General features: G+C 71.2%; 24 protein-coding genes and 3 pseudogenes. 15 read left to right on the forward strand and 12 right to left on the reverse strand.

Features of this window, described 5'->3' with window-relative positions:
• Positions 1 to 76 precede the first annotated feature (76 nt).
• Positions 77 to 229 (reverse strand): hypothetical protein, encoded by a 153-nt coding sequence (locus tag ACRRRO_RS15575; protein WP_434080548.1) that lies wholly within the window; start codon positions 227 to 229, stop codon positions 77 to 79.
• 80 nt (positions 230 to 309) lie between these two features.
• Between ACRRRO_RS15575 and ACRRRO_RS15580 the strand changes: the two genes are divergently transcribed.
• The 4 genes from ACRRRO_RS15580 (at position 310) to ACRRRO_RS15595 (ending at position 4,084) form a co-directional block, all read left to right on the forward strand.
• Positions 310 to 1,317, forward strand: a complete 1,008-nt coding sequence (locus tag ACRRRO_RS15580; protein ID WP_424795877.1) for an ABC transporter ATP-binding protein — start codon at positions 310 to 312, stop codon at positions 1,315 to 1,317.
• 2 nt (positions 1,318 to 1,319) lie between these two features.
• Positions 1,320 to 2,147: an ABC transporter permease gene (locus ACRRRO_RS15585; protein WP_424795878.1), complete on the forward strand. Its 828-nt coding sequence runs from the start codon at positions 1,320 to 1,322 to the stop codon at positions 2,145 to 2,147.
• A gap of 46 nt (positions 2,148 to 2,193) precedes the next feature.
• Complete coding sequence (locus tag ACRRRO_RS15590; protein WP_434080549.1) at positions 2,194 to 3,285, forward strand: sensor histidine kinase; 1,092 nt, start codon at positions 2,194 to 2,196, stop codon at positions 3,283 to 3,285.
• 190 nt (positions 3,286 to 3,475) lie between these two features.
• Positions 3,476 to 4,084, forward strand: coding sequence for a response regulator transcription factor (locus ACRRRO_RS15595; RefSeq protein WP_424795880.1), 609 nt, complete (start codon positions 3,476 to 3,478; stop codon positions 4,082 to 4,084).
• A gap of 90 nt (positions 4,085 to 4,174) precedes the next feature.
• Here ACRRRO_RS15595 and ACRRRO_RS15600 read toward each other — a convergent pair whose 3' ends face one another.
• The 3 genes from ACRRRO_RS15600 to ACRRRO_RS15610 are packed head-to-tail and all read right to left on the reverse strand — an operon-like array spanning position 4,175 to position 5,700.
• Entirely contained in the window at positions 4,175 to 5,050 is an 876-nt protein-coding gene (locus ACRRRO_RS15600; protein WP_424788844.1) for a DUF4097 family beta strand repeat-containing protein, read from the reverse strand.
• On the reverse strand, positions 5,047 to 5,199 hold the full coding sequence (locus ACRRRO_RS15605; RefSeq protein WP_424788843.1) for a hypothetical protein: 153 nt from the start codon (positions 5,197 to 5,199) through the stop codon (positions 5,047 to 5,049). The genes ACRRRO_RS15600 and ACRRRO_RS15605 overlap by 4 nt, the downstream gene beginning before the upstream one ends.
• A gap of 12 nt (positions 5,200 to 5,211) precedes the next feature.
• Entirely contained in the window at positions 5,212 to 5,700 is a 489-nt protein-coding gene (locus ACRRRO_RS15610) for a toxin-antitoxin system HicB family antitoxin (RefSeq protein ID WP_424795881.1), read from the reverse strand.
• Between the two features lie 157 nt (positions 5,701 to 5,857).
• Between ACRRRO_RS15610 and ACRRRO_RS15615 the strand changes: the two genes are divergently transcribed.
• Together ACRRRO_RS15615 and ACRRRO_RS15620 are read left to right on the forward strand one after the other, a co-directional pair.
• Positions 5,858 to 6,565 (forward strand): lysophospholipid acyltransferase family protein, encoded by a 708-nt coding sequence (locus ACRRRO_RS15615; protein WP_424795882.1) that lies wholly within the window; start codon positions 5,858 to 5,860, stop codon positions 6,563 to 6,565.
• Positions 6,566 to 6,722: 157 nt separating this feature from the next.
• Positions 6,723 to 8,663, forward strand: a complete 1,941-nt coding sequence (locus tag ACRRRO_RS15620; RefSeq protein ID WP_434080550.1) for an alpha/beta hydrolase family protein — start codon at positions 6,723 to 6,725, stop codon at positions 8,661 to 8,663.
• Positions 8,664 to 8,729: 66 nt separating this feature from the next.
• Here the strand turns inward: ACRRRO_RS15620 and ACRRRO_RS15625 are convergent.
• A pseudogene (locus tag ACRRRO_RS15625) lies at positions 8,730 to 9,951 on the reverse strand (trans-sulfuration enzyme family protein).
• Between the two features lie 43 nt (positions 9,952 to 9,994).
• Between ACRRRO_RS15625 and ACRRRO_RS15630 the strand changes: the two are divergent.
• Positions 9,995 to 11,253: pseudogene (locus ACRRRO_RS15630) on the forward strand (D-alanine--D-alanine ligase family protein).
• Positions 11,254 to 11,264: 11 nt separating this feature from the next.
• Here ACRRRO_RS15630 and ACRRRO_RS15635 read toward each other — a convergent pair.
• Together ACRRRO_RS15635 and ACRRRO_RS15640 are read right to left on the reverse strand one after the other, a co-directional pair.
• Positions 11,265 to 11,735, reverse strand: a complete 471-nt coding sequence (locus tag ACRRRO_RS15635) for a hypothetical protein (RefSeq protein WP_434080551.1) — start codon at positions 11,733 to 11,735, stop codon at positions 11,265 to 11,267.
• Between the two features lie 64 nt (positions 11,736 to 11,799).
• Positions 11,800 to 12,303 (reverse strand): DUF3515 domain-containing protein, encoded by a 504-nt coding sequence (locus tag ACRRRO_RS15640; RefSeq protein ID WP_424795887.1) that lies wholly within the window; start codon positions 12,301 to 12,303, stop codon positions 11,800 to 11,802.
• A gap of 69 nt (positions 12,304 to 12,372) precedes the next feature.
• On the opposite strand from ACRRRO_RS15640, the gene thiL reads away from it, so the two are divergent.
• The 3 genes and pseudogenes from thiL to ACRRRO_RS15655 all read left to right on the forward strand — a co-directional run bounded on the left by thiL (position 12,373) and on the right by ACRRRO_RS15655 (position 13,901).
• A complete protein-coding gene (gene thiL / locus ACRRRO_RS15645) occupies positions 12,373 to 13,440 on the forward strand; it encodes a thiamine-phosphate kinase (RefSeq protein ID WP_434080552.1) in 1,068 nt (355 codons plus the stop codon).
• Positions 13,441 to 13,468: 28 nt separating this feature from the next.
• A pseudogene (locus tag ACRRRO_RS15650) lies at positions 13,469 to 13,594 on the forward strand (CBS domain-containing protein); the annotation flags it as partial.
• 163 nt (positions 13,595 to 13,757) lie between these two features.
• Positions 13,758 to 13,901 carry a hypothetical protein gene (locus ACRRRO_RS15655; protein WP_434080553.1) on the forward strand — a complete coding sequence of 48 codons (144 nt, stop codon included), beginning with the start codon at positions 13,758 to 13,760 and terminating at the stop codon, positions 13,899 to 13,901.
• 177 nt (positions 13,902 to 14,078) lie between these two features.
• On the opposite strand, the gene rpmB is transcribed toward ACRRRO_RS15655, so the two are convergent.
• Positions 14,079 to 14,270, reverse strand: coding sequence for a 50S ribosomal protein L28 (gene rpmB, locus ACRRRO_RS15660; protein WP_424788833.1), 192 nt, complete (start codon positions 14,268 to 14,270; stop codon positions 14,079 to 14,081).
• A gap of 426 nt (positions 14,271 to 14,696) precedes the next feature.
• Between rpmB and ACRRRO_RS15665 the strand changes: the two genes are divergently transcribed.
• Genes ACRRRO_RS15665 through rsmD form a run of 4 tightly spaced genes read left to right on the forward strand, consistent with a single transcriptional unit; the run spans position 14,697 to position 19,876 of the window.
• Complete coding sequence (locus ACRRRO_RS15665; protein ID WP_424795889.1) at positions 14,697 to 17,012, forward strand: ATP-dependent DNA helicase RecG; 2,316 nt, start codon at positions 14,697 to 14,699, stop codon at positions 17,010 to 17,012.
• On the forward strand, positions 17,005 to 17,703 hold the full coding sequence (locus ACRRRO_RS15670; RefSeq protein WP_424788831.1) for an ABC transporter ATP-binding protein: 699 nt from the start codon (positions 17,005 to 17,007) through the stop codon (positions 17,701 to 17,703). Before ACRRRO_RS15665 ends, ACRRRO_RS15670 begins: the two co-directional genes overlap by 8 nt.
• Positions 17,700 to 19,316: a DUF6297 family protein gene (locus ACRRRO_RS15675; protein ID WP_434080554.1), complete on the forward strand. Its 1,617-nt coding sequence runs from the start codon at positions 17,700 to 17,702 to the stop codon at positions 19,314 to 19,316. Before ACRRRO_RS15670 ends, ACRRRO_RS15675 begins: the two co-directional genes overlap by 4 nt.
• Positions 19,317 to 19,318: 2 nt before the next feature.
• A complete protein-coding gene (gene rsmD, locus ACRRRO_RS15680; RefSeq protein WP_424788829.1) occupies positions 19,319 to 19,876 on the forward strand; it encodes a 16S rRNA (guanine(966)-N(2))-methyltransferase RsmD in 558 nt (185 codons plus the stop codon).
• A gap of 12 nt (positions 19,877 to 19,888) precedes the next feature.
• Here rsmD and ACRRRO_RS15685 read toward each other — a convergent pair whose 3' ends face one another.
• On the reverse strand, positions 19,889 to 21,022 hold the full coding sequence (locus ACRRRO_RS15685) for a Gfo/Idh/MocA family protein (protein WP_424788828.1): 1,134 nt from the start codon (positions 21,020 to 21,022) through the stop codon (positions 19,889 to 19,891).
• On the reverse strand, positions 21,019 to 21,852 hold the full coding sequence (locus ACRRRO_RS15690; protein ID WP_424795890.1) for a PmoA family protein: 834 nt from the start codon (positions 21,850 to 21,852) through the stop codon (positions 21,019 to 21,021). The genes ACRRRO_RS15685 and ACRRRO_RS15690 overlap by 4 nt, the downstream gene beginning before the upstream one ends.
• A 240-nt stretch (positions 21,853 to 22,092) precedes the next feature.
• On the opposite strand from ACRRRO_RS15690, the gene ACRRRO_RS15695 reads away from it, so the two are divergent.
• Positions 22,093 to 22,770 (forward strand): ThuA domain-containing protein, encoded by a 678-nt coding sequence (locus ACRRRO_RS15695; RefSeq protein WP_424788826.1) that lies wholly within the window; start codon positions 22,093 to 22,095, stop codon positions 22,768 to 22,770.
• Positions 22,771 to 22,789: 19 nt separating this feature from the next.
• On the opposite strand, the gene ACRRRO_RS15700 is transcribed toward ACRRRO_RS15695, so the two are convergent.
• Positions 22,790 to 23,698, reverse strand: coding sequence for a UxaA family hydrolase (locus tag ACRRRO_RS15700; protein WP_434080555.1), 909 nt, complete (start codon positions 23,696 to 23,698; stop codon positions 22,790 to 22,792).
• Complete coding sequence (locus ACRRRO_RS15705) at positions 23,695 to 24,354, reverse strand: UxaA family hydrolase (RefSeq protein ID WP_434080556.1); 660 nt, start codon at positions 24,352 to 24,354, stop codon at positions 23,695 to 23,697. The genes ACRRRO_RS15700 and ACRRRO_RS15705 overlap by 4 nt, the downstream gene beginning before the upstream one ends.
• Between the last annotated feature and the right edge of the window lie 3 nt (positions 24,355 to 24,357).

The raw sequence follows: 24,357 nt of genomic DNA on the forward strand, positions 1-24,357 counted from the left end.
TCGTTGACGACGGTGGGTAGTTCTCCTCACACCGTACTGGCTAAGGCTGATGGTGCGAGGCGGTCGAGGGCAATTATTACATGGTGTAGTTGTAGTTATAGCCGGTGCCCGCTCGTCGCGGTCCGCCCGTGTCGCGGGCGGCGGCCGTCCGTTCCCGGATCGCGGCCGCCCGTGCCGAGGATGGCGGTCCGCCCGTGCCGTGGGCGTCGTCCGCCATGACGAATGTCACGGGCGAGGCGTGCGTCCGGGCTCGGATTCAGTGCGAGAGCGCACCTGTGCCGCCGCGCGGACCGGCCCAGACTGAGGGGTATGGACGAGGAGATCATCACTGTCGAAGCGCTGCGCCGAACCTATGGCCGGACCCGGTCGGCCCCCGGATTCGACGCCGTGCGCGGGGTGAGCCTGCAGGTGGGCCGTGGGGAGCTGTACGCCCTCCTGGGGACCAACGGTGCGGGGAAGACCTCGTTGCTGGAGGTGATCGAGGGCATCGCCCCGGCCACCGCCGGGCGAGCGCGGGTGCTGGGTAGGGATCCGCACCGCGAGCGGGCCGCGGTACGACCGCACACCGGCATCATGCTGCAGGAGGCAGGGTTCCCTCCCCAACTGAAGGTGGCCGAGTTGGCCCGTGCCTGGTCCCGTACCCTCTCCCGGCCCCGGGACGTCGGAGAAGTGCTCGGTGAGGTGGGCTTGTCCCACCGGGCCGGTGTCGCGGTCAAGAGCCTGTCCGGTGGGGAGCGGCGACGGTTGGATCTGGCGCTGGCCATTCTGGGCAGTCCCACCGTGCTGTTCCTGGATGAGCCGACCACCGGCCTGGACCCGGAGAGCCGGCGGGCCAGTTGGGACCTGATCCGGTCGATGGTCGACGACGGTGTCACCGTGGTGCTCACTACCCACTACCTGGAGGAGGCCGAGGAACTGGCCGACCGGATCGGCATCATGCATGAGGGCCGGCTGGTCCGGGAGGGCACCGCCGCGCAGATCGTGGCCGACGAACCCGCCCGGATCTCCTTCGTCCTACCCGAGTCCGCACCGGCCCTTCCAGCCCTCTACGGACGGCACCGGGTGCGCACCGGTCGGACGGTGCGGCACACCATCAGCACCCACCGGCTGCAAACGGACCTGCGCCTGTTGCTGAACTGGGCCGAGCAGGCCGGCGTCGAACTGGCTGAACTCAACGCAAGGGCCGCATCGCTGGAGCAGGCATTCCTGGCGATCGCCGGCCGGGAGGGTCCCGAACCCGACGCGAGCACGGCCGGCCGTGAGCCGGGCGGTGCCGGACCTGGCGGGTCCGGCACGAATCAGGAGGTAGGAGTATGAGTGTGACCACGACAGCGACCAGCAGCACGCTGCTCGGCCGCGGGGCGGCAACCCTACGGCGCGTCGGGGCGCTGGCACGCATGGAAGCAACGCTGCTCGTGCGCAACACGACCGCGCTGGCGACCGCGATCGCGGCACCGCCGCTGATGGTGCTGCTCTTCATCCCGATGGTGGACTCCCTCGCCGACACCGAGGGCGTATTCGCGGCGCTGATCATCGCCATGATGGCCACCTTCGGTCTGCTGTTCATCGCCTACTACAACCTGACCACCACGGCAGTGGCCCGCCGGGAGGAGTTGACGCTCAAACGGCTCATCACCGGAGAGATCTCCTCGGCGGAGGTGCTGGCCGGGATGGCGGTCCCGGCTGTGCTGATCGTCGGTGCTCAACTCGTGCTGGTCACCGTCGTCGTCGCCTTCGTCTTCGAGATGCCCGCACCGACGAACGCGGTGCTCGTGCTGGTCGCGATCGTCGGTGGCCTCATCGCCTTCTCCCTGTTCGGCTACGCCTCATCCGGGTTGACCAAGACGGTGGAGTCGGCCCAGCTGACCACGTTGCCGGTGATCTTCGGGACGCTGCTGGCCAGCGGACTCGTGTTCCCCTTGACAGCACTTCCCGACACCGTGCAGCGCATCGCGGAGTTCACCCCGCTGGCACCGGTGGTCACGTTGATCCAACTGGGGCTGACCGGCATCGGGCCCGACGGCCAGATCCATACGTTCGCCGAGAGTTTCGGCGCGGGGCTGGTTCCGATGGTGGTCCTGGTGGCATGGTGCGTGCTGGGCGCGCAGGCGATCAAGAAGTGGATGCGGTGGGAGCCCCGTGAGTGAGACCCCAGGGCCCGCCGGTCCGCCGGGAGGCGCTACCGTGGCGTCGGTGACCACCAGCGCGAGCGCCAGTCTCTTCCGCTGGTCCGCACTGAGCAACCCCCAGCGGTTCGAGGCCTACAACCGGTGGTCCTTCTACAGTTTCCTGGCCGCCGTGCCGCTGCTCTCCCTGGCGCAGCTGGCCGGCCCCACGCCGTGGACGGACGCGCAAGGACTGACCTACCTGGGTGTGATGATGGCGCACACCGTGGTGTGCCTGGTGGTGGCATCGAGGTCCTTCGACCACATCCTCGGGCGGATGCCCCTGCCCCGCCGAATGCTGGTCGGGCTGGCCGGGACGGTGTCGGCCGGCCTTGTGGTGATCGCCGCCGTGTACCCCGGGGTCGGCCGCGCCGAGGACCCGAGGGCGTTGCTCTATGCGGTCCTCATCCTGCTCGTCTCGGCGCTGTTGGCGGTCTGCCCGCTGATCAAGGCCCCGTACGTGGCGATCGGGAGTGGCCTGACCGCGCTGGTCGCGGCCACATTCGCTGCCATGGCCGGGGCCCTGAACTACATCCCGGTGGCTGGGTTCGTCGGGCTGGCGCTGTCGTTGTCGATGGCGCTATCGATGCGGATCGCGGTGTGGATGGTGCTGGTGATGTGGGACCTGGACCGGCGCCGGGAGGTCGACGCCAGGCTGGCCGTGGCCGAGGAGCGGTTGCGATTCTCCCGGGACCTGCACGATGTGTTCGGGAGGACCCTGTCCACGGTGGCGGTGAAGAGCGAACTGGCCGCCGCCTTGACCGAGCGCGGCGACTCGCGGGGGATCGAGGAGATGGAGCAGGTCCGCTCCCTCGCAGAGGACGCGCTGAAGGAGGTCCGTGAGGTGGTGCAGGGCTACCGGGCCGCCGACCTGCCGACCGAGATGGCCGGTGCCCGGGCGATCCTGACCGCGTCGGGGATCGAGGTCCGGGTGGCCGGGGAGCACCTGCACCTGCCCGCCGGCGCCCAGCGGGCCCTGGCCTGGGTGGTTCGCGAGGGCGTGACCAACGTCGTGCGGCACTCGCGCGCCACCGAGTGCACCCTCGAACGAGCGAACGGGACGAGGGCTACCTGCTGCAGATCACCAATGACGGCGTCGCCGCGACCGGCGCCCCGATGACCGCCCGGCCGGCCGGCGGTAGCGGTCTGCGCGGCCTGACCGAGCGGTTGGGTGCCCTCGGCGGGACGCTGCAGATACCACCGGCCCCGCCGGAACACTTCGTGCTGTGCGCCTGGGTTCCCGGCCACGCCGAGGTGCCGCGCCCCGCTCACGGCACGTCCGACCACCCTTCGCATCCCACGGAGTCACCATGACGATCAAGATCCTGCTCGCCGACGATGAGAACCTCATCCGGGATGCGCTGGCGAGCCTGCTGGGTCTGCAGGAGGACCTGGAGGTGGTGGCGCAGGCCGCCTCGGGGACCGAGGCGATCGCGGCAGCGACCAAGCACCGGCCGGACGTGGCCGTGCTGGACCTGCAGATGCCCGGAGCGGACGGGATCGAGGTGGCCGAGCACCTGGGTCGGGAGGTCCCGGGCTGCGCAGCGGTCATCGTCACCAGTCACGGCCGGCCCGGCTATCTGCGCAAGGCCCTCGAGGTCGGGGTGCGCGGGTTCGTGCCCAAGACGGTCTCGGCGAGCGTGCTGGCCGATGTGGTCCGGCAGGTCCATCAGGGCGGTCGCTACGTGGACCCCGAACTCGCCGCCGACGCGATCGCCTCCGGCGCGAGCCCGCTGACCCCGCGGGAATCGGACGTGCTGGAGTTGGCGGCCGACGGCGCCCCGGTTGAGGAGATCGCCGCACGCGCACACCTCTCGGCCGGGACGGTGCGCAACTACCTGTCGGCGGTGGTGTCCAAACTCGGAGTCGCCAACCGTCACGAGGCGGTGGCCAGGGCCCGAGCCCAGGGCTGGCTCTGAGGCCGGGTGTCGAACTCCTGAGACCTGCACCGCCCACCGCCGGCGGGCCGCACCGAGCGTTCGCAGCGACGCAGTATCCCCGGACCGAGGTCAGCGACTGTTCGTGATGTGGATGTCACCGCTGATCGACCTCGCCTCGACCGTCAGCACCTGCTCATCGCTGTCGGGAGCCCTGGTGGCAGCCAGGGTGGACTTGGTGTGACCGGAGGTGCTGGAGCAGTCCAGGAAGACGGGGGTTCCGGCCGGGACGGCGACGGTGACGTCCCCCGAGGCGCTGCTGGCATTGATCGTTCCGTGGGTGGCCTTGCGTACCTCCAGGTCGCCGGAGGCCGAGCGAATCCGTGCCGTTCCCGCCAGCTCGCCGATCCGGCTGTCTCCAGAGGCGGTGGTGGAGACGACGTCGGTCGCCGACTCGATGATCAGGTCCCCGGAGCCGCTGTTGAACTCGATGTGCCCGCTGGCCCGGCCCAGCCGCAGGTCCCCGGAGCCGGACTTGAAGCCGCCGTCGGTCAACGAGTCGACCACCACATCCCCTGATCCGCTGGACACCTTGACTGCACCCGCCTGCTCCAGATACACGTCACCGGAGCCCGTGCGCACCTGCACGCTGCCGACCGTGCCGCGGGCGGTGAGATCCCCCGAGCCGCTGAAGACCTCGATGTCGGACCCGGGCGGCACCTGAACCTCGATGTCCAGCCGCGGGGTGGACCCGAAGAACAGTCCACCCGCGCGCGGGACGGTGATGTTCAAGACGTCACCGTTGAACTCGACCAGGGTGTCCTCGGCGTAGGCGCGACCGGTGGAGTTCTCCCGGTGGGGCTTCAGCCGCACGGTCGCTTCCGCGGTATCGGCAGCGGTGATGGTCAGGTCACTGCTGCGGGTGCCGGCGTGCACGCGGACCGGCCCGGTCACGGCAAAGGCGTACTGCGTCATGTCGATGGCCTCGTTCTCGCTTCGGGTGCTCAACGCTTCGGCCGGGTATTGTCCCGGCGCCGACCGGCGGGCCGGGTGGTGCGCTCCCTGCGACGCTTGGGCTTGCGCAGGTGGAACGGTGGTGGGTCATCGGCATTGCGTACGATGTGGAATCCGAAGTTGGATGTGGGAATCAGTTCCATCGAGGGGCTCCTTCAGCGCACCCAGCCGGTCATCCGCCGGCCGGTGCTGGTGGTGCGGGTGCTGGACGGTGCCGGGTGGAGTGCGTGTTGCGCGGCGCGCACCAGCCAGGCGTTGGTGGACAGGCCCTCGGTGGCGGCGGCTTGTTCCACCTGTGACTTGAGGGACTCGGGCAGGCGTAGGGAGATACGGGAGATGTCGCCATCCTCCGCCGGGGCCGGCGGGACAGGCGGCTCGGGCGGGGTTGGTGGTTCGACGTCCGGGCCGGGGGTGACGACGACGTCCGGGCCGCCGCCGCGGAAGCGGACCTCGACGGTGTCGCCGTCGAGTTGCAGCGTGATCTGGTCGGATAGGTCGGCAGCGAACTCCGTCAGCGTCAGGCGCAGGGCCGACTCCATGGTGCGGCCCAACCGTTCGGCCGCCTCCTGCACCTCGGCGGAGGAGGTTTGTGCGGCCGCGCCCAGTGCTTCCTGGAGCGCCTGGAGGTACCGATCGAGATCCATGACGCCACTATGACATCAGAATGACGTCAGCGCAAGGCTTTATGGCGTCGAAGTGGCGCAATCGTGATGCCGTACTGACCTGCGGGTTGCGCCGTCCCGGCGTCAATCCAGGTCAGGCGCGGTGAAGGAGTGGTGCTGCGGCGCGTAGCATCACCTCGTGATCCACCCTCCGGTACCGCGTTCCTACCGGGCTGCCGTCGCCGTGGCCCGCCCGGTGATGCGCGCGATGACCAGGAGACGGTGGGAGGGTGGGGAGAACCTCCCGCAGGGTGGCTTCATCGCCGCGGCCAACCACCTGAGCCATGTGGACCCGTTCACGTTCCTGCACTTCCTGATCGACCACGGCCGTTACGCCAAGGTCCTGGCCAAGCACTCCCTGTTCACGATTCCGGTGCTCGGTCACCTGTTTCGTTCCACCGGGATGATCCCGGTCTACCGTGGCACCGAGCGGGCGGCGGGCGCGCTGCACGAGGCCCGGGCGCGACTGGCGGTCGGGGAGGCGGTGGCGGTGTTCCCGGAGGGCACCCTGACCAAGGATCCGGACCTGTGGCCGATGGTGGCCACGACCGGTGTGATCCGCCTCGCCCTGGCCACCCGGGCCCCACTGATCCCGGTGGGGCAGTGGGGGGCGCAGGCACTGCTGCCCCGGGGACGCCGTATTCCACGGGCGATCCCCCGCAAGCCGGTCACGGTGTTCGCCGGGGAGGCGGTGGACCTGAGCGACCTCTACGACCTGCCCCTGGACGCCGAGGTGCTGCGCGAGGGCTCGGCCCGGCTGATGGCGGCCATCACCGCGCTGGTGGCCCGCGCCCGGGTGGAGACACCACCGGCCACACCGTTCGATCCGCGCACCGGCCCGGTCTGAGCCTCCAGCCGGCGGATGTGGCGGCGCCGGTCCAGCGGTTCTGATGAAGGAGGTGCTGACCTACCCGGGCCCGATGAGGACATGACCGGCCGCCGGTGGTGCCGGGGCGGGTGGTGCCCGCCGCAGGGCCGGCTGGGCGCGCGGTAGCGTGGCCGGGATGAACCAGAGCACCCGATTGATCAACGACCTGCTCAGCATCCGCACCTGGACCGCGTTCGATATCGACGGCGAGGGCCGCGTCCTGGCCGGTCATGACGAACTCGGCTCGATGCAGTTGGTCGAGATCGGTACCGACGGCTCCCGGACAGCGCTCACCGACCTGCCCGGGCGCTGCACCGGCCGTTACATGCCCGGCAAGCGGGCCGTCGTCGTCCAGCACGACGCCGGTGGTGACGAGAACTGGCAACTGTCCGCCCTGGACCTGGAGACCACGCCCGCCACCCCGGCGCGCCTGGAGGACCTCAGGCCCCTGGTTCGCCATGAGCGCTACATGCACGTGCTGCAGGACGTGACCGAGGCCGGCCTGGTCTACTCCACCAACCGGCGCAACGGCGTGGACATGGACGTGGTGGTGCGGTCCCACGATGACGGCACCGAACAGGTGGCCTATGACGGCGGTGGGTACGTCGTCGCGGTGCGTGCCTCGCATGACGGCACGACGAGCGCCGCGGTGGTGCGCCTGAGTCTGCAGCCGGCCTCCACGGTGGTGGAGACCGTCGGTCCCCACGCGTTCGGTGCCGCCGGACCGGCCGATGCCTCGAGCGGGACCTTTGGGGCAACCGACACGGCCGGGACCGGCGGTGCAGCGGAGAAGGCCGGGACGTCGCGGACCGTCACCGACCCCGGCGAGCACGCCTCGCACCGCCAGGTGCATTGGGGCGCCGAGGGCGACGGGCTGATCCTGTCCAGCAACCACGGCCGGGAGTTCCACGCGCTGTGGCGGGTGGACGAGGACGGTTGGCGCCTCCTGGTCGGCGACGAGGCGGCCGACCTGGACTGCTGGGTGAGTCCCGATGCGACGCGCATGGTGGTGGGCCGGCAGCGCGACGGCGTCATCGCCCTGTCCCTTTACCGCACCGACGGCACTCACGAGCGCGACTTGGACATCCCCGGGCTGGGGAGCGCATCGGTGACCTGGTCGACCGACTCCGCCAACGTGGTGATCTCCGGATCGACGCCCACCGAACCGGGAGCGATCCACCGGGTGCGGGCCGTGAGCGGGCAGGTGGACCTGATCGCCTCCTCCGCCGCCGAACTCGGCGAGGGTCTGCGCGATCGGCTGATCACGCCCAGCGTGCACCGGGTGCCGACCCCCGACGGCGAGCAGGTGCCCTGCTTCGTCTACGCCGGGGCGACGGTGACCGATGACGCCGCAACGGGCCAGAACCAGGCCCGCTCGGCACTGAGCGGGGCGTCGGTGATCCACATCCACGGCGGCCCGGAGGCCTCGGCCGACCTGATCTTCGCGCCGGTGATCCAGGCGCTCGCGGCCACCGGACTGACCGTGCTGGTGCCGAACGTGCGGGGCTCGGCCGGATACGGCAAGCGGTGGATCTCCCTGGACGACGTCGAACTGCGGCTGGACTCCGTCGCCGATCTGGCCGCGCTGCACGCCTGGCTGCCCGACCTGGGCCTGGACCCGGGCAGGTCGGCGCTGTGGGGTGGTTCCTACGGCGGCTACATGGTGCTCGCCGGGCTCTCGATGCAGCCGCAGTTATGGGCCGCCGGGGTGGACATCGTCGGGATGAGTTCCCTGGTGACCTTCCTGGAGAACACCTCCGACTACCGCCGGGCCTACCGGGAGCGGGAGTACGGCACGCTCGAACAGCACCGGGCGTTCCTGGAGAAGGCATCCCCGATCACCTATCTGAACCAGATCAGGGCACCGTTGTTCATCATCCACGGCGCCAACGACCCCCGGGTACCGCTGAGTGAGGCCGAGCAGATCCAGGAGGCCCTGGAGGCCTCCGGAGTGCCCAACGATCTGCGTGTTTATCACGACGAAGGCCACGGGCTGTCCAAGCGGTCCAACCGGCTGGACGCCTATCCCGCGGCGCTGGACTTCCTGCGCACCCACCTGGCGGTTCCGCAGCACTGAGGGTGGGCAAGCCCAGGCGCGCCGGGCACGGACGTGGCCGCACCGGCTCGGGCGTGCCGGCGGGTCTCAGCCGTCCTGCGCGGCGGCGACGGCCAGAGCCTGGAACAGGTCGGCAGCGAGATCCTCGACGTTCTCGATACCCACGCTCAGGCGCACCAGGTTCTCCGGCACCCCGTCGGGCTCGGTGGGGATGCGGCGACGGCGCTCCAGCAGCGACTCCACCCCGCCCAGGCTGGTCCCGGGCATCCACAGCCGCACCGACTCCACCAGCGCCTGTGCTCCCGCCCGGCCGCCACGCGGGCGCACCGTGATGACCGACCCGAAGGTGTCCAGCTGCGCGGCGGCGCGCTGATGCTGGGGGTGGGAGGCCAGCCCCGGGTAGCCCACCTCGACCACGTGCTCATGACCTTCCAGCCGGGCCGCCAGTTCGGCTGCGTTCGCGCTGGCGCGCTCCAGCCGCAGCGCCAGGGTGCGCAAGCCACGCAGGGCCAGCCAGGCCTCCCACGGCCCGGGGATCGCTCCGCCGAGGGTGCGGCGGGCACGGATGGCCGCGGCGACGTCCGCGTTGTTGCTCAGTGCCGCCCCGATCAGCACGTCGGAGTGGCCGGCCAGGTGCTTGGTGACCGAGTGGACCACCACATCGGCCCCGTGGGCCAGGGGCCGCTGCCCCAACGGCGTGGCGAAGGTGTTGTCCACCACCACCAGGGCGCCCAGCGTGTGGGCGCCCTCGATCAGCACCGGTAGGTCGGCCACCTCCAGCATCGGGTTCGTCGGAGACTCCACCCACAGCACCACCGGCGCCCCGGGGCCCAGGTCGGCCGGGGCGGTGGCGTCGTCGTCGGCCGCCTCCCGCAGCGCCGCGAGCACTGTCTCGGTCCGCGCGATCGGAACCTGGTGCACCCGCACCCGGCTGCGCCGGGTGAGGTCGTGACCCGCCTCGATGGTGGCGTTGTAGGCGTGGGTCGGCAGCACCAGGTGCCCGCCCGGGGCCACCAGGGTCAGCGCGGCGTCGATCGCACCCATCCCGGAGGAGAACACCACGGCGGGTTCGGCGGGCGCCCTCGAGCAGGGCGAGTGCCTCCTCCAGCGGCTCCCATGTCTCGGTGCCGTGGCGGGTGTAGACCCGCTGACCGGACCCGAGTTGCGCGGCGGTGCTGACGTAGGTGGAGGACAGCACCACCGGGGGGTTGACCGGGGCCTGCTCGGTGCGCGCCGGTCGGCCGGCTGCGACCACCTGGGTATCGGGGCGCCAGCCGGAACCGGGGCGGGCGGGCGTGTCGTTGTCCATCGGGCCAGACTAGGAGTGTCGAAGGGTATTACGCTCAACGGTGATGAGTGATTCCAGGATTCGAGTGGCCGTGGTCTTCGGGGGCGCCAGTAGCGAGCATGCGATCAGTTGTGCGACCGCTGCAGGGGTGCTGGGCGCGATCGATCGGGACCGTTTCGAGGTGGTGCCGATCGGGATCTCACCCAAGGGGGAGTGGGTGTTGGCCGCTGATGATCCGCAGCGGTGGGCGCTGGACTCCGGTGGGACCGGGCAGCCCGCCACCGATGCGGCGGTGCCCGACGGCGGCAACCCCGGTGCGGGCGAGGCCAGTGAGGGCGAGGCCAGTGATGGCAACCCCGGTGACGTCCGGACCGACCCGGGCCCGCAGGCCCCCGGGGCGGGCGCGCCGCGCGGCCCGGTGGTGGGGGCCGAGCACGGACTGGTCACGCTCCCGCTGGGGGACGGCACGCAGGGGCCGACCGTGACCGCGCCGGGTCAGGTGCCCAGGGAACTGGCCGCCGTCGATGTGGTGTTCCCGCTCCTGCACGGCCCGTTCGGGGAGGACGGCACCGTGCAGGGTCTGCTGGAACTGGCCGGCCTGCCCTACGTCGGCTCGGGTGTCCTGGCCTCGGCGGTGGGGATGGACAAGCACTACATGAAGGTGGTGCTGCGCGACGCCGGCCTACCGGTGGGACCGTGGCTGACGGTCACCCCGCGGCGATGGGCCGAGCACCCCGATGAGGTGACCGCCGCCGCGGGGGAGCTGGGCTGGCCGGTGTTCGTCAAACTGCCCGGGCCGGATCGAGCGTGGGGGTGTCGAAGGTCGAGGGACCCCAGGGGCTGGCCGAGGCGATCACGCTGGCCCAGGCCAGTGACCCGAAGGTGTTGATCGAGGCGGCGATAGCCGGCCGGGAGATCGAGTGCGCGGTACTGGGCGGACGCGATGGTGGCCCGCCGCGCACCACCGTGCCCGGGGAGATCGTGGTGGGTTCGGACGGCGGGTTCTACGACTTCGAGACCAAGTACTTCGACCCCGGCGCGGCCGAACTCCTCTTCCCCGCCGACGTGCCCGAGGTCGTGGTGGACCAGGCGCGGGACCTGGCCGCGCGCACCTATGAGGCGCTGGGGTGCGAGGGCCTGGCCCGGGTGGACTTCTTCTACACCACCGAGGGGACGTTGTTGGTCAACGAGATCAACACCATGCCCGGGTTCACCCCGTTCTCGATGTTCCCGATGCTCTGGCAGCGCTCCGGGATGACCTACCCCGAGTTGATCACCGAACTGCTCGACCTCGCCCTGCAGCGCCCGGTCGGCCTTCGCTGAGCGATCGCCGGTCAGCCCCGCTCCCGGCCGATCTGCACCTGACGCACCGCCTGGGCCAGCAACGCCAGCACCACCACCCCCAGCAGCACGTAACTAGTGCGCCACTGGACCCCGAGGAAGGCCACCACCACCAGGACCACGCTCGTGGCGATCACGGTGTCGCGCCACGCTGCCGCGGTGGCCCGGTCGCTCCAGCCCGGGTCGTCGGCCGACCCGCGTGGCCCGCCTCCGGGCCGGGAACCGGCGCCGCGTGCAGCACCCTTGGCCGAGCCCGCGCCCGTGGCACGCGTACCGGCACCGCCGCCGGTCGGCGCGGAGCCGAACAGGATCCAACCCAGCACCGTCAGCGGGACCGCGAGCACGCCCGCCACGACGGCCAGCGTGAGCAGGTAGGCCCCGGGGTTGGCCCCGGCGGCGATCACACCGACGGCCACCGCCAGCACGATGGCCGAACACACCGCCGGCACCCGTCGTCGCATCATGGTCACGTCCCGTCCCTCCACTCACGTCGCGGCCACCCCGGATCCGGCGCGCTCGCACCGCCACTCACAGCAGGTCCTCCTCCAGGCTCAGGCACTCCCTGGTCTGGGGCACCAGCGTGATCGCCGGCGCCAGGTCGGACAGGATCGCGTCGTGACCCTGCCCCTCCCACTGTTGCGGGACCTGCACCTCCACCGCGGGTGAGCGCCCGAACGTGGTGAGCGTGAGCACGTCGGCCTGCCCGTCCTCGGGTTCGCGCATCACCCAGTCCACGGCCGGCCCGTCCGGGCTGGTGACGGTGACGCAGTGCTCGGTGGTGGGGCCCAGCACCTCCACCCCGCAGCGCAGCGTGATCGGCGGGTCGCCCCAGGCGCGGGTGGACTGGGAGGTGGTGGAGCGCCGTTCCAGCCCACCCAACTCGTGCGGGGTGGCGCGCAGCACCTCGGCACACATCGGGTCCGAGGCGTGCGGGCCCGGGGCCACGGTTGCGACCGGGGTGCACCCGGCCAGCACCACCGCACCCGCCGCCAGGCCCCCGGCGACACCCAGTACTCGCCGCAGCACACCCATGTCCCCACCGTATCGGTGACCAGCGGTGCACTTGCTGGTCCGGATCACGGTGGGCGATACCCTGGCCGGATGCGCGTGGGTGAGATCAGCGAGACCGATCTGCTCGCCCGGATAATCCCGCGGCTGCCCCGTGGACGGACCACCCTGGTGGGCCCCGGCGACGACGCGGCCGTCCTGGCCGGGTCCGCAGCACCGCAGGTGGTCACCACCGACGTCCTCGTGCAGGACCGCCACTTCCGGCTGGGCTGGGGCACCGGCGCAGACCTGGGGTGGCGCGCGGCGATGCAGAACCTGGCCGACGTGGCCGCCATGGGGGCGGTTCCCAACTCCTTGGTGATGGCACTGGTACTGCCCGGGCACGTTCCGGTCCGTTGGGTTGAGGACCTGGCCGAGGGGTTCGCCCAGGCCTGCGCACCGCATCACGTCGGGGTGGTCGGTGGGGACCTGACCAGCGGGGAACAGATCGCGATCGCGGTCACCGCCCTCGGTGTGATCGACGACGGCGAACCGGTGCTGCGCAGCGGAGCCCGCCCCGGTGATGTGATCGCCGTGAGCGGTGTCCTGGGCCATGCCAGGGCCGGGCTGGCGCTGTTGGAAGCAGAGCGGGCGGAGCCGGCGGATCTGGTGGGAGCCTTCCTGCGCCCCACCCCGCCCCTGAGTGCCGGTCCGGTTGCGGCGCGCGCGGGCGCGCACGCGTTGATGGACATCTCTGACGGGCTGGCCCGGGATGCCGGCCGGATTGCCGTGGCCTCCGGGGTGCTGGTGGATCTGGACCCGGCCGCGTTGGCCGCCGATATCGCAGCACTGGACCCGGTCGCCGCTCAGGTCGGTGCCGACGCGACGGCCTGGGTGCTCGGCGGTGGTGAGGACCACGGGGCACTGGCCACCTTCGCGCCGGCGGCAGCGGGCGCGCGGGGAGTTCGTCCGCACCTGCGGTGCGCACCCCGTCGGCGCATCCCCGTGGCGAGGGCGCTGCGCCGTCGTCGGCCCTTCCCGAGCAGTTCCGTCCGATCGGGCGGGTACACGCGGTGCCGCCGGGCCTCGCACCGGGTGTGCGCTGGGGCGGTGCGGACCTGCCACCGGGCACCGAGGGGTGGGATCACTTCGGGCGCTGAGATACGGGCCGTTCAGGTGTGATTCTGCTCACAGTGAGATATCGTGTGGTATGCGTATCTCAGAGGTAATCCGTCGTAAGGGCGCGGCCGTGATCACCATCCGGCCCGACGCCACCGTGCGCGACCTGCTCAGGGTGCTGGAGGAGAACGGGATCGGGGCGGTCGTGGTCTCCGAGGATGAGGGCGCAACCTTGGTGGGGATCGTCTCCGAGCGGGATGTGGTGCGTGCGTTGCATCGCGACGGGGAGTCGGTGCTGGAGGCTCAGGTGAGTGCGTTGATGACCGCCGAGGTGGCCACCCTGCCTGCCCGAGGACGATCTGGAGTCGCTCGCCCGGGTGATGACCGAGCGGCGTGTCCGCCACCTCCCGGTCGTGGTGGAGGGCCGGCTCAAGGCCCTGGTCTCCATCGGTGACATCGTCAAGCATCGCATCGACGAACTGCAGGCCGAACGCGATCAGTTGGTCGACTACGTGCGCCGCTGAGCGGTCACCGGCTGGGCATCCGAGTCTCACCGCCGCGTAGTCAGCGTTCGAGAGGCCCGGACTCAGCGGGGCCGCCCTCGGACGCGACGAAGCCGCCCACCCGCAGGTGGACGGCTTCGGCGAGAAGGTGCGCGCGGCAGAGGACTCAGGACGCTCGCGGCACCTCGAGGACGGGACTCAGACCGCGCGGACGACCTTGCCGGCCTTGAGGCAGGACGTGCACACGTTCAGCCGCTTCGGGGTGCCGTTCTGGACAGTGCGGACCTTCTGAATGTTCGGGTTCCAGCGCCGCTTGGTCCGGCGGTGGGAGTGCGAAATGGAGTGGCCGAAGCTCGGTGACTTGGCGCAGACGTCGCACGTGGCAGCCACGGGAATCTCCTTGGTTGGTCGTGTGCTCGTCACCTACTCATCGGCGACAGGCCTGATATCGGCAGGCCATCGGATGTTCCCGGGGGCCCGCGCGCCCATTCGGGCAACCGGTACAGGATACCGGCCCCGGCGACTGGTCACAACGCCATCCGGACCGGGTGCGTGGGTGAGAATGGTCACCTTCACCTCGCCGGGTCAGGACAGCGGTGCGGACAGCTTCGTGGTGAGGACACCATGGGGCCGGCCCGGGGCTCATCGTAGCCAACTCGCCCGGCCCCGTAATCAACCCGCCCGGCCGCACTACCGCCGTCACCCGCTACCCACGGCGCAGGGCGGGTGGATGCCTGCGACGTCGGTGGGCACCGATCGGTCGGTGGGCGCCGATAGCATGGCGCCAGCCCAGCACATCCACGAGGAGGCTCAGGTATGCCGGGACAGGTCAGCCCGGGCAGGGCCCTCGAACGCGTGGTCGGACGCGCCGCGGAGCGTCTCGCCTCGTTGGGCATCCACTCCCTGCCGGACCTGCTCTATCACTTCCCGCGCAAGATCATCCCGGTCTCCCACTACTCCTCCCTGGCCGAGGTGACGCCGGGGGAGTACGGCACCGTGATCGTCGAGGTGCAGCAGATCCACGGCAGGCCCACCCGTCGGCACGGCCTGCACCTGACCACGCTGGTGGTCACCGATGGGGTCGAGACCGCCGATGCGGTCTTCTTCGGACGCGGCAAGGGAATGGAGTTCGCCCTCCGCAAGGCGGTCCCGCCGGGTAGCCGGGTGGAACTGTCCGGTGATGTGGACTGGCGTGGCGGGCGGATCCAGTTCAAGAACGTCACCTACGCCCCGATCGATCCGGATGAGGCACTGACCGAGGACGTGCGGAACCTGCATGCCGACCTCGCCGAGCTGGAGACCGGGCAGCGCCAGCCGAAGCGGCGGGAGCTCCGCCCGGTCTATCCCGCCACCGCCGAGGTGCCCTTGGACCTGGTGCGCGCGTCGATCGAGGTGGCCATGGCCCACCTGGACAGCGCCGGCTTGCACGACCCGATCCCGGCCGAGGTGCTGCGTGCCCGCGACCTGATGCCGCTGGCCAGCGCCCTGGAGACCATCCACAACCCGCCCACGATGACGGAGTACGAGGCTGCCCAGCACCGCTTCCGGTTCGAGGAAGCATTCCTGCTGCAGACGGCGCTGGCCCGCCGGCGCGCCGATATCGCCGCCTACGATGCCCGGGCGCGCCCGGGCCGCTCCGGCGGCCTGGTCGAGGCCCTCGACGCGGCGTTGCCGTTCGAGCTGACCCAGGGCCAGCGCGAGGTCGCGGCCGAGATCGCCGCCGACCTGGCCGACCCTCACCCCATGCAACGGCTGCTGCAGGGCGAGGTCGGCTCGGGCAAGACGGTCGTGGCCGTGCGGGCGATGCTGCAGGTGGTCGAGTCCGGCGGGCAGGCCGCGCTGCTGGCACCCACCGAGGTGCTCGCCCAGCAGCACGCCCGCTCGATCGCCGACCTGCTCGGCCCGCTGGGGCGCGCCGGGATGCTCGACGGCGACGACGCCGGAACCCGCATCGTGCTGTTGACCGGGTCGATCACCGGTGCTCGGCGCCGGCAGGTCCTGGCCGAGATCGCCTCCGGGGCAGCCGGCATCGTCATCGGCACGCACGCCCTCCTGCAGGAGCAGGTCCAGTTCGCCGACCTGGGCTTGACGGTGATCGATGAGCAGCACCGCTTCGGGGTGCAGCAGCGCGAGGCCCTGCGGGCCAAGAGCAACGTGATGCCACACCAGCTGTACATGACCGCCACCCCTATCCCGCGGTCGGTCGCGATGACGTTCTTCGGCGACGTGGAGGTCTCCACACTCCGCGAGATCCCCGCCGGTCGGGCGCCGGTCACCACCCACATCGTTCCGGCAGCCAACGAGCGATGGCTCGCCCGGGCCTGGACCAAGATCGCCGAGGAGATCGACCGCGGCAACCGTGCCTACGTCGTCGCTCCGAGGATCTCCTCGGGCACCGCCGAGGAGAGCGCCGACCTGGTCGATGACGACGACGCAGGCCCGGCCGCGGCCGCGTCCCGTTCCGCCCGGGCCGGGAGGGCAGCCGGCCCGGGCGGCGGGCCCTCAGGTGCTCCGGCGCCGATGAGCAACGTCACCGACGTGGCGCAGATGCTCGCCCGGCACGAGTTGTTGGCCCATATCCCCCAGGGCATGCTGCACGGCCGGTTGCCGGCGGAGGAGAAGGATGTCGTGATGGCCTCCTTCGCCGACGGGCGCGCCCCTTTGTTGGTCACCACCACGGTGGTGGAGGTCGGGGTGGACGTGCCCGAGGCCACCGTGATGGTGATCCTGGACGCCGAGCGGTTCGGGCTGTCCCAGTTGCACCAGTTGCGGGGCCGGGTCGGACGCGGCAGCGAGCCGGGGTTGTGCCTGCTGGTCACGGCGGCCGAACCGGGCAGCCCGGCGCACGAGCGCCTGGCGATCCTGGAACGCACCAACGACGGTTTCGTGCTGGCCGAGGAAGACCTGAAGACCCGCAAGGAGGGTGATGTGCTCGGCTCGGCCCAGTCCGGCCGGTCCCGCTCGCTGCGCCTGCTGCGGGTGGTCACCGACCGCGACATCATCGCCCGGGCCCGCGAGGACGCGCGGGCCCTGATCGAGCAAGACCCTAACCTGGTGCATCATCCCGAACTGCTGACCGCGATCACCACGATGGTCGACCCCGAACACGAGGAGTACCTGGACCGTGCCTGAGCCCACCCCCCTGGTACGGACCAAGGGCCTCACCCTGGGGTACGGAGCGGACCTGGCCAGCCGGGTCTGCCCACCGGTCTCGGTCTCGGTCGCCCCCGGCCAGGTGCTGGCGGTGATCGGCGCGAACGGCACCGGCAAGTCCACCTTCCTGCGGGCGGTGGCCGGGCTGCTGCCCCCGCTGGCCGGGTCGGTGCAGACCTTCGGGCGCCCGGTGGACGAACGCGCCGCGTGGTTCCGGGCCTACACCGCGATGCTGCTCGATGAGGACTCCTACCTGCCAGCCCTGACCGTGCGCGAGCACCTGCTGCTGACCGCCCGTGGTCACGGCGTGAAAGGGGTGTCGGACCTGGTCACCGACCTGGTCGAGGAGTTCGGACTCACCGACCGTCAGCACGCCATCCCCACCGCGCTGTCCTCGGGACAGCGGCGCCGGCTGCTGCTCTCGGCGGTGTTCGTGCGGCCGCGCAAACTGCTCCTGTTGGACGAGCCGGAGCAGCGCCTGGACTCGGGCATGCGGGACCGCCTCGCGCAGCGCCTGGTTGCCGAACGGGCTGCCGGCGGTGGCGTGGTGATGGCCACCCATGACCCGGTCCTGGTGCGCCGGTCCGCTACTGCGGCGGTGCTGCTCACCGAGGACGGGGTCACCCGGCTCTCACCGGAGGACGGTGCCCGGGCGATCGAGGCGCTGTGAGCCGAGGCGCCGCGAGTAACGGGACCGAGGCTCCCGAGGGTGGGCAGTGGCCACCGCCGCCCCAGGAGGCGCTGTCCGGCGTCGACCTTCGGCGGCTGACCCGTCAGGCCACCGAGGCGCACGGCGGTGGCCGGATCAGTGAACTGGTCGGAGAGGTCTACTCCGTCCTGGTAGCCGGGGCGATCGCCTGGCTGGTGGTGATCGGTGCCGTGCAGGCGCTCGGAATGGAGGCCGATACCGGCCAGGCACCAGCCCTGATCGAACCGGGCTGGTTGGCTCTGGCCGCGGCGACGCTGGCCGCCGGCGTCGTGGTCAGCCTGTTCGCCCGGTTGGGCCCGATGGCGATGGGGGCCGGTCACGCCACCTGGTGGCTGCCGATGCCCGCCGACCGATCCGGGATGCTGCACCCCCGGCTGTTGGCCATGCCCGCGGCGGGCATGGTCCTCGGAGTGGCTCTGGGGGCCGTCGTCGGGGTGCTCGCGGACCCCGGGGACCTGTTCCGGTCGGTGGTCTGGTCCATGGTCTCCGGTGGGGTCGCGGGCATCGTGGCGGTGCTGGTCTGCGTCGCCGGGCAGATCCGGCTGGGTGTCGAGCGCCCACGGCGGGTCCGCCCGTTGGTGGTGACCGGTGATGCCCTGGTGGCCGCCGGACCGATGCTCGCGCTGGTCGCGGCGCTGCTGCGGCCACCACCGTTGAACCTCGTCGGGGCCCTGCCGCCGGCCACCGCGATCCTCGGCGTGGCCGCGGTGCTGCTGCTGTGGTGGTGTTGGCGCCGGTTGTCCCAGGTGGGTGGCAGTGAGTTGCGCCAGCGCGGGGCCGTGACCGGGGCCGCCGCCGGGTCGGTGCTCTCCCTGGACACCAGGGAACTGGGGCGGGCGCTGTCGGTGCCGGGTCTGCCCCGGACCCGGCGCAGGTCGGCCTCCTTCGGTTGGGTGCGCGGGCCCGTCCTGGCCCTCATCACCGGTGATGCGATCACGATGCTGCGCAACCCCCGGCATCTGATCCAGGCGGGCGCGGTGGCGATCGCCTTGGTACCGCTGGTGGCCGGAGCCCCGCTGGCGCTGGCGGTGGTGGCCTTCGTGATCGCCGGGTACCTGGCCGCGCTCGCCACCGGGGAGGGCGCCAGGCTGGCGGAGGTGGCGCCGGTGCTGGACCGCACCTATCCGCTCGGTGCGGCGATGGTGCGCCGGGTCCGGGTGGTCTGGCCGGTGCTGGTCCTGGGGCTGTGGTGCCTGGTGGTGACCACCGGGTGGGCGCTGGCCTACGAGGACTGGCAATGGGTGCCGCTCGGCCTGGTCGCCGCACCCACGCTGGCCGCAGGGGTGTTGCGGGCCGCCTACCGCAAACCTCCGGACTGGGGGATGCCGTTGGTGCCCGGGCCGGCCGGCCCGATGGCCCCGGGCGTGGTCACGGCGTTCTCCCGGGGGCCCGATGTGGTGGTGCTGTGCCTGATCCCGCTGCTGGTGGCGGCCCTGGCCACCGGTCCGGGCACCACGGTGCTGTTCATCCAGATGGCCACCTCCGCGGTGGCGCTGTCGATCGCGTGCTACCTGCCCGCACCGGACCGGAGCCCCGGCGGCGAGGGTGGCGTGGCTGCGCAACGGAGAGGTTGAGGATGTCGCGCATCATCGCAGGGGAGTTCGGCGGGCGGCGGTTACGGGTCCCCGCCCAGGGCACCCGCCCCACCAGTGACCGGGCCCGGGAAGCCCTCTTCTCCCGGTTGGAGCATCTGGGCGCCCTGGACGGCGCGCGGGTCCTGGACCTGTACGCCGGCTCCGGTGCGCTGGGCCTGGAGGCGCTCAGCCGTGGCGCACGCGAGGTGGTGATGGTGGAGTCCGCACGCCCGGCAGCGGCCGTCTGCCACGCCAATGCTCGAACCCTGGGCGTGGCCGATCGGGTGCAGGTGATCACCGTCCCGGTCGAGCGGTACCTGGGCCGGTCGGCACCGGCGGCCGGATTCGACCTGGTGCTGGCCGACCCGCCCTATGACGTGGTGGACCTGGACGGCGTGCTCGAGGCCCTCGCCCGGGACTGGTTGGCGGCCCGGGCGGTGGTGGTGCTGGAGCGGGGGGCCCGTGCGGCAGACGTGGACTGGCCGCCGCCGCTGACGCCTATGGACGTGCGCCGGTACGGTGACTCGGTCCTCTGGTTCGCCGACACCGGGTCGGACTGAGACAGACCCTGCCTACGTGGTGGCCGGCTGGGTGAAGGGTGCGCCCAGCTCGGTGAACGTGCGGCCCTGGACCGCCACGCGCTCGCACCAGTCCTCGATGTCGGTGACCACCGGGTGGTACCCGTGCTCGTCGTCCAACCAGGTCACGTGCTCCGGGGCGATCGGGGTCGGGTCCGGCGCGGTGCGGACGGCCTCGAGCACTCGCATGAAGGCCCCGGTCTCACGCACGTCGGAGAGCAACGGGACCCCGGAGTTGAGGTGATCACAGAGGTTGTGCAGCAAACCGGTGCGTCCGAAGGTCAGGTCCACCGGGTCGAAACCGTTGCGCACGGTCAGCGTGTCGTCGGTGTAGGAGAAGTCGAGCTCCCCCTCGCTGCCGAACACGGTCACCCGCGGGGAGGAGTGCCCGGGTGCGGTCAGGGCCAGCCCGAAACTGAGGCTGAGTCCGTTGACGGTGCGCACACGCACAGCGGAGGTGTCATCGGCCTCGATGTGGTGCGCGCGGAACAGGTCGGTCACCACCTCGTCGACGTGGTCGGCGCGCAGTGCCCCGGCGATCCGCAGCCCGGTGGCCACCGCGTGCGCCAACGGGTTGGTCACCACACCGTCGACCACCTCGCGGCCATCCATCCGGCGCCGGCCGGCCCACGGTGCGCGAGCGTAGTAGTCGGTGCTGCGCAGCCAGGTCCCCACCCCGCCGATGCCGCGCAGTTCGCCGATCTCGCCGGAGGTGATGCGCCGGGCGATCTCGGGCAGCGCGTGCGACCCGAAGGACTGGAATCCCACCTGGCAGGCCAGGCCGGTCTCATCTGCGACCTGGACCAGACCGTGGAACTCCGCCAACGTGGCGGTGGTGGGCTTCTCCACCAGCACGTTCGATCCGGCGCGGAGCGCCTGCTCGGCCAGCGCACCGTGGGTATGGATCGGGGTGGCCAGCACCACGATGTCCGGCACGGTCCGGTCGAACAGGTCATCGAGGGAGGTGAGGGAGACCGCCGAGTCCGGGATGTCCGGCAGCCCCTCGGTCCCGTGGGTGTCCACCACGGCCACGACCTCGGTGAGGCCCTGGGCGCTCAGGGCGCTGAGCGCTCGAAGGTGCTGACGTCCGTACCCCCGGGCACCGACGACGGCGACGGATCTGGTCACATGTCCTCCTGCAGGATGCTGGTCTGGTCGGCGGCCAGCACGGCCGCCTCATCTGGGGTGATGGCCCGGTCCGTGAGGACCGCGGCCAGGCTCATCCGGTAGTGCTGCCCGAGTCCGAGGTGCCGCTGGTCGCGCCAGGTCACGGCAGGCCCGGCGCCCACGTACCCCTGCGTGCGCACGAACCACCGCAGCGTCGGCGCCGGTTGGACCAGCAGCAGGCTCACGGTGCCTCGTTCGCGCTCCTGCTGCACCAGTAGCCACGGACTGCGCGAGCCGAGCGCCCGCTTCGTGCCACCGCCGTCGACGACGGTGACGGTGGTCGGCCAGGAGGTGTCCGACAGCCGCCAGAACAGCCCGCCGTACCCGGCTCCGATGCGCCCGCGGGTGGCCGGCGACCCCAGTGCGAGCGCGGTGGCGTCGGCGTGCAGCACCGAATGCCAGTGCAGCGCCCAACCCTGGGCCTGGGGAAGATGCACTGCGCGCAGATGCCGCTGCTCACTGAGGTGATGGGTCCCCGCGGCATCCAGCCACTGCACCTGCTGCTCGATCGTGGTGGTGCTGGCGTGGGTGTGCAGGACCTGCTGCCGACCCTGGTCGGGCAGCATCTGGTACCCGCGGGATTCCACGTAACTGGGCCCGCCCCAGTAGTTGCTGGAGTCCACGTCCGCGATCGCGTTGGACATCCCGTAATGGTGCGGGTGATCGGCCGGTTCGGCCTCGGTCATCTCCACCCCGTCCAGAGTGCGCACCGGGTGCAGGTAAGGCCGGGGGGAGTGGTCGGGATCCATCGAGGTGCCGTCGCAGTAGTCGGCTACGGGTCTCCCGGCCACGATCAGAGTCTGGGCTCGGATTGCGGTGGCGTGAGCAGTCACGCGGGATGCATCTCTTCCTTACTGGATGGGAACGATGCCCGGGCACGGGCCGAGGGCGTCGCTGGCAAAGAACCGCCACCCAGGGTAGCGCCGAACCCGGGCTCCCCGAACAGGGGCGCGCCGACCCACGGCGCCCCCGGACTCGTGCCGACCGACCCGGGTCGCGCTGGGCCGTGGCGTATCTGGCAGGATCGTGGCATGACTTCTCCTCGCGCCGTCATCATCTCCGGAGCCGGGCGCTACGCCGACCCGTGGCACCCGTTCGAGCAGACGTCCGCCGCGCTGGCCCGGCTGCTGGCCGAGAACGGCGTCACCGCGCACATTCATCCCAGCGACGCCGGGGACGTGGACCTGGCCGGGGTCGACCTGCTGGTGGTGAACGCGGGGGGCGGGTCCACCACGGATGACGACGCCGCCGCCTCCGATCCGGTCGCGTTGCGCCGGTCGGTGCTCGACTTCACCGCAGCCGGCGGGCCCACCCTGGTGGTGCACACCGGATCCAACACCTTCTATGAGTCCGCTCGCTGGTCGGAGTTGCTCGGCGGGGCCTGGGTGACGGGCGTCTCGATGCATCCGCCGTTGGGCGAGGACGTGGTGCAGGTGGTCGATGCCGATCATCCGATCAGCACCGGCTTGAGCGAACTGCGCATCCGCGACGAGCGGTACAGCTTCCTGCGGGTGGCCCCCACCGCCCGGGTGCTCATCACCCACCGGCACGACGACGCCGAACACGCACTGGTGTGGGTGCACACCCACGAGGGCGTGCGGGTGGTCTACGACGCCCTCGGCCATGACGAGGCGGCCTACGCCGGAGCGGACCGGCGCGAACTGCTGCGCCGGGAGGTGGCGTGGCTGCTGGACCGGACGACCGGGTAGCCCCGGGGCGCCGTCGGCCTCAGGTGACCGCGCCGACGTGCCACGGGATGAACTCGTCCTGACCCAGGTCCAGTTCCTCGCTGACGGTCCGCTGCCCGGAGGCCACCGCGATGATCTGCTCGTAGATCTCCCGGCCCTTCTGCTCCAGGGTGGTGGTGCCGTCGACGATCCCGCCGCAGTTGATGTCCATGTCCTCGTGCATGCGCTCGTACATGGCGGTGTTCGTGGCCAGTTTGATCGACGGCGTGGGTTTGCAGCCCAGCACCGAGCCGCGTCCGGTGGTGAAACACACCACGGTGGCGCCGCCGGCCACCAACCCGGTCACCGAGACCGGGTCGTAGCCGGGGGTGTCCATGAACGTGAATCCGGTGTCGGTGATCGGTTCGGCGTACTCGTAGACCGCCGTCATCTCCGCTGAGCCCCCCTTGGCCACCGCACCGAGGGACTTCTCCAGGATGGTGGTCAGCCCCCCGGCCTTGTTGCCCGGCGAGGGGTTGTTGTCCAGGGTGCCCGCACCGGCAGCGGTGTAGTTCTTCCACCACTCGATCCGGTCCAGGAGTTTGGTGCCCACCTCCGGGGAGACCGCCCGTCGGGTGAGCAGGTGCTCGGCCCCGTAGACCTCCGGGGTCTCGGCCAGCACCGAGGTGCCGCCGGCGGCCACCAGCATGTCCGAGGCCAGCCCCAGCGCGGGGTTCGCGGTGATGCCGGAGTAGCCGTCCGAGCCGCCACAGTTCAGACCCAGGGTCAGGCGGGACACGTCCGCGGGTTCGCGCTGCACCTTGTTCACCTCGGGCAGCATCTGCCGGATCCGTTCCACCCCGGCACGCACGGTGGCACGGATCCCGCCCATGTCCTGGATGGTCATCGTCTCCACGTAGGTCCCGGTGGGTAGCCCCAGGTTTCCGGCCAGGGACTCCACCGGGATCATCTCGCAGCCGAGTCGAGCACCAGCAGGCCACCGAAGTTGGGATGGTTGGCATACCCGCGCAGGGTGCGCAGCAGCATCTGCCCGCCCTCGGAGTCCGGAACCAGCCCGCACCCGCTCTGGTGGGTGATCGCCATGACGCCGTCGATGTTCTCGTACCCGTCGAGCGCACCGATGCCGCGGAACTGGTCGGCGATCATCTTGGCGGTCGAGACCGAGCAGTTCACCGAGGTGATGACGCCGATGAAATTGCGGGTGGCGACGCGCCCGTCGGGCCGGTGGTAGCCCAGGAACGTGCGGGGCAGGTCCGCTGGCGCCTCCGGACGGATCCGGTCGGTGCCGAACTCGTGCTCGCGCTCGGCGGGGTCCATGCCCAGGTTGTGGGAGTGCACGTGCTGACCGGCAGCGATCGGGCTCAGCGCCAACCCGATCGACTGCCCGTACTTGCGGACCTGCTCGCCCTGGACGGCGTCGCGGACCGCGAGCTTGTGTCCCATCGGCACCGCCTGGGTCACCTCCAGGGTTCCGCGTTCGGCGAGGGGGGTGCCGGCCAGGTCCAGGACTGCGCCCGGGCTGAGTTCCCTGGTGGCCACGGCCACGTGGTCCTGATCGGCCAACAGCAGCGCGGTCTGGGAGAAGGGGAGCGGGGAATGCGGCACGGC

The organism is Sanguibacter sp. Z1732 (assembly GCF_051020515.1).
Taxonomy (GTDB): domain Bacteria; phylum Actinomycetota; class Actinomycetes; order Actinomycetales; family Beutenbergiaceae; genus CALKWS01.

Bases quoted from the DNA above. Each gene is read 5' to 3' on its own strand.
- ACRRRO_RS15640 (WP_424795887.1), bottom strand. From the start codon at position 12,303: ATGGGTGTGCTGCGGCGAGTACTGGGTGTCGCCGGGGGCCTGGCGGCG.
- ACRRRO_RS15605 (WP_424788843.1), bottom strand. From the start codon at position 5,199: ATGGAACTGATTCCCACATCCAACTTCGGATTCCACATCGTACGCAAT.
- ACRRRO_RS15665 (WP_424795889.1), top strand. From the start codon at position 14,697: ATGCCGGGACAGGTCAGCCCGGGCAGGGCCCTCGAACGCGTGGTCGGA.
- ACRRRO_RS15580 (WP_424795877.1), top strand. From the start codon at position 310: ATGGACGAGGAGATCATCACTGTCGAAGCGCTGCGCCGAACCTATGGC.
- ACRRRO_RS15610 (WP_424795881.1), bottom strand. From the start codon at position 5,700: ATGGATCTCGATCGGTACCTCCAGGCGCTCCAGGAAGCACTGGGCGCG.
- thiL (WP_434080552.1), top strand. From the start codon at position 12,373: ATGCGCGTGGGTGAGATCAGCGAGACCGATCTGCTCGCCCGGATAATC.
- ACRRRO_RS15700 (WP_434080555.1), bottom strand. From the start codon at position 23,698: ATGATCCCGGTGGAGTCCCTGGCCGGAAACCTGGGGCTACCCACCGGG.
- ACRRRO_RS15655 (WP_434080553.1), top strand. From the start codon at position 13,758: ATGACCGAGCGGCGTGTCCGCCACCTCCCGGTCGTGGTGGAGGGCCGG.
- ACRRRO_RS15595 (WP_424795880.1), top strand. From the start codon at position 3,476: ATGACGATCAAGATCCTGCTCGCCGACGATGAGAACCTCATCCGGGAT.
- rsmD (WP_424788829.1), top strand. From the start codon at position 19,319: ATGTCGCGCATCATCGCAGGGGAGTTCGGCGGGCGGCGGTTACGGGTC.
- ACRRRO_RS15635 (WP_434080551.1), bottom strand. From the start codon at position 11,735: ATGATGCGACGACGGGTGCCGGCGGTGTGTTCGGCCATCGTGCTGGCG.
- ACRRRO_RS15695 (WP_424788826.1), top strand. From the start codon at position 22,093: ATGACTTCTCCTCGCGCCGTCATCATCTCCGGAGCCGGGCGCTACGCC.
- ACRRRO_RS15620 (WP_434080550.1), top strand. From the start codon at position 6,723: ATGAACCAGAGCACCCGATTGATCAACGACCTGCTCAGCATCCGCACC.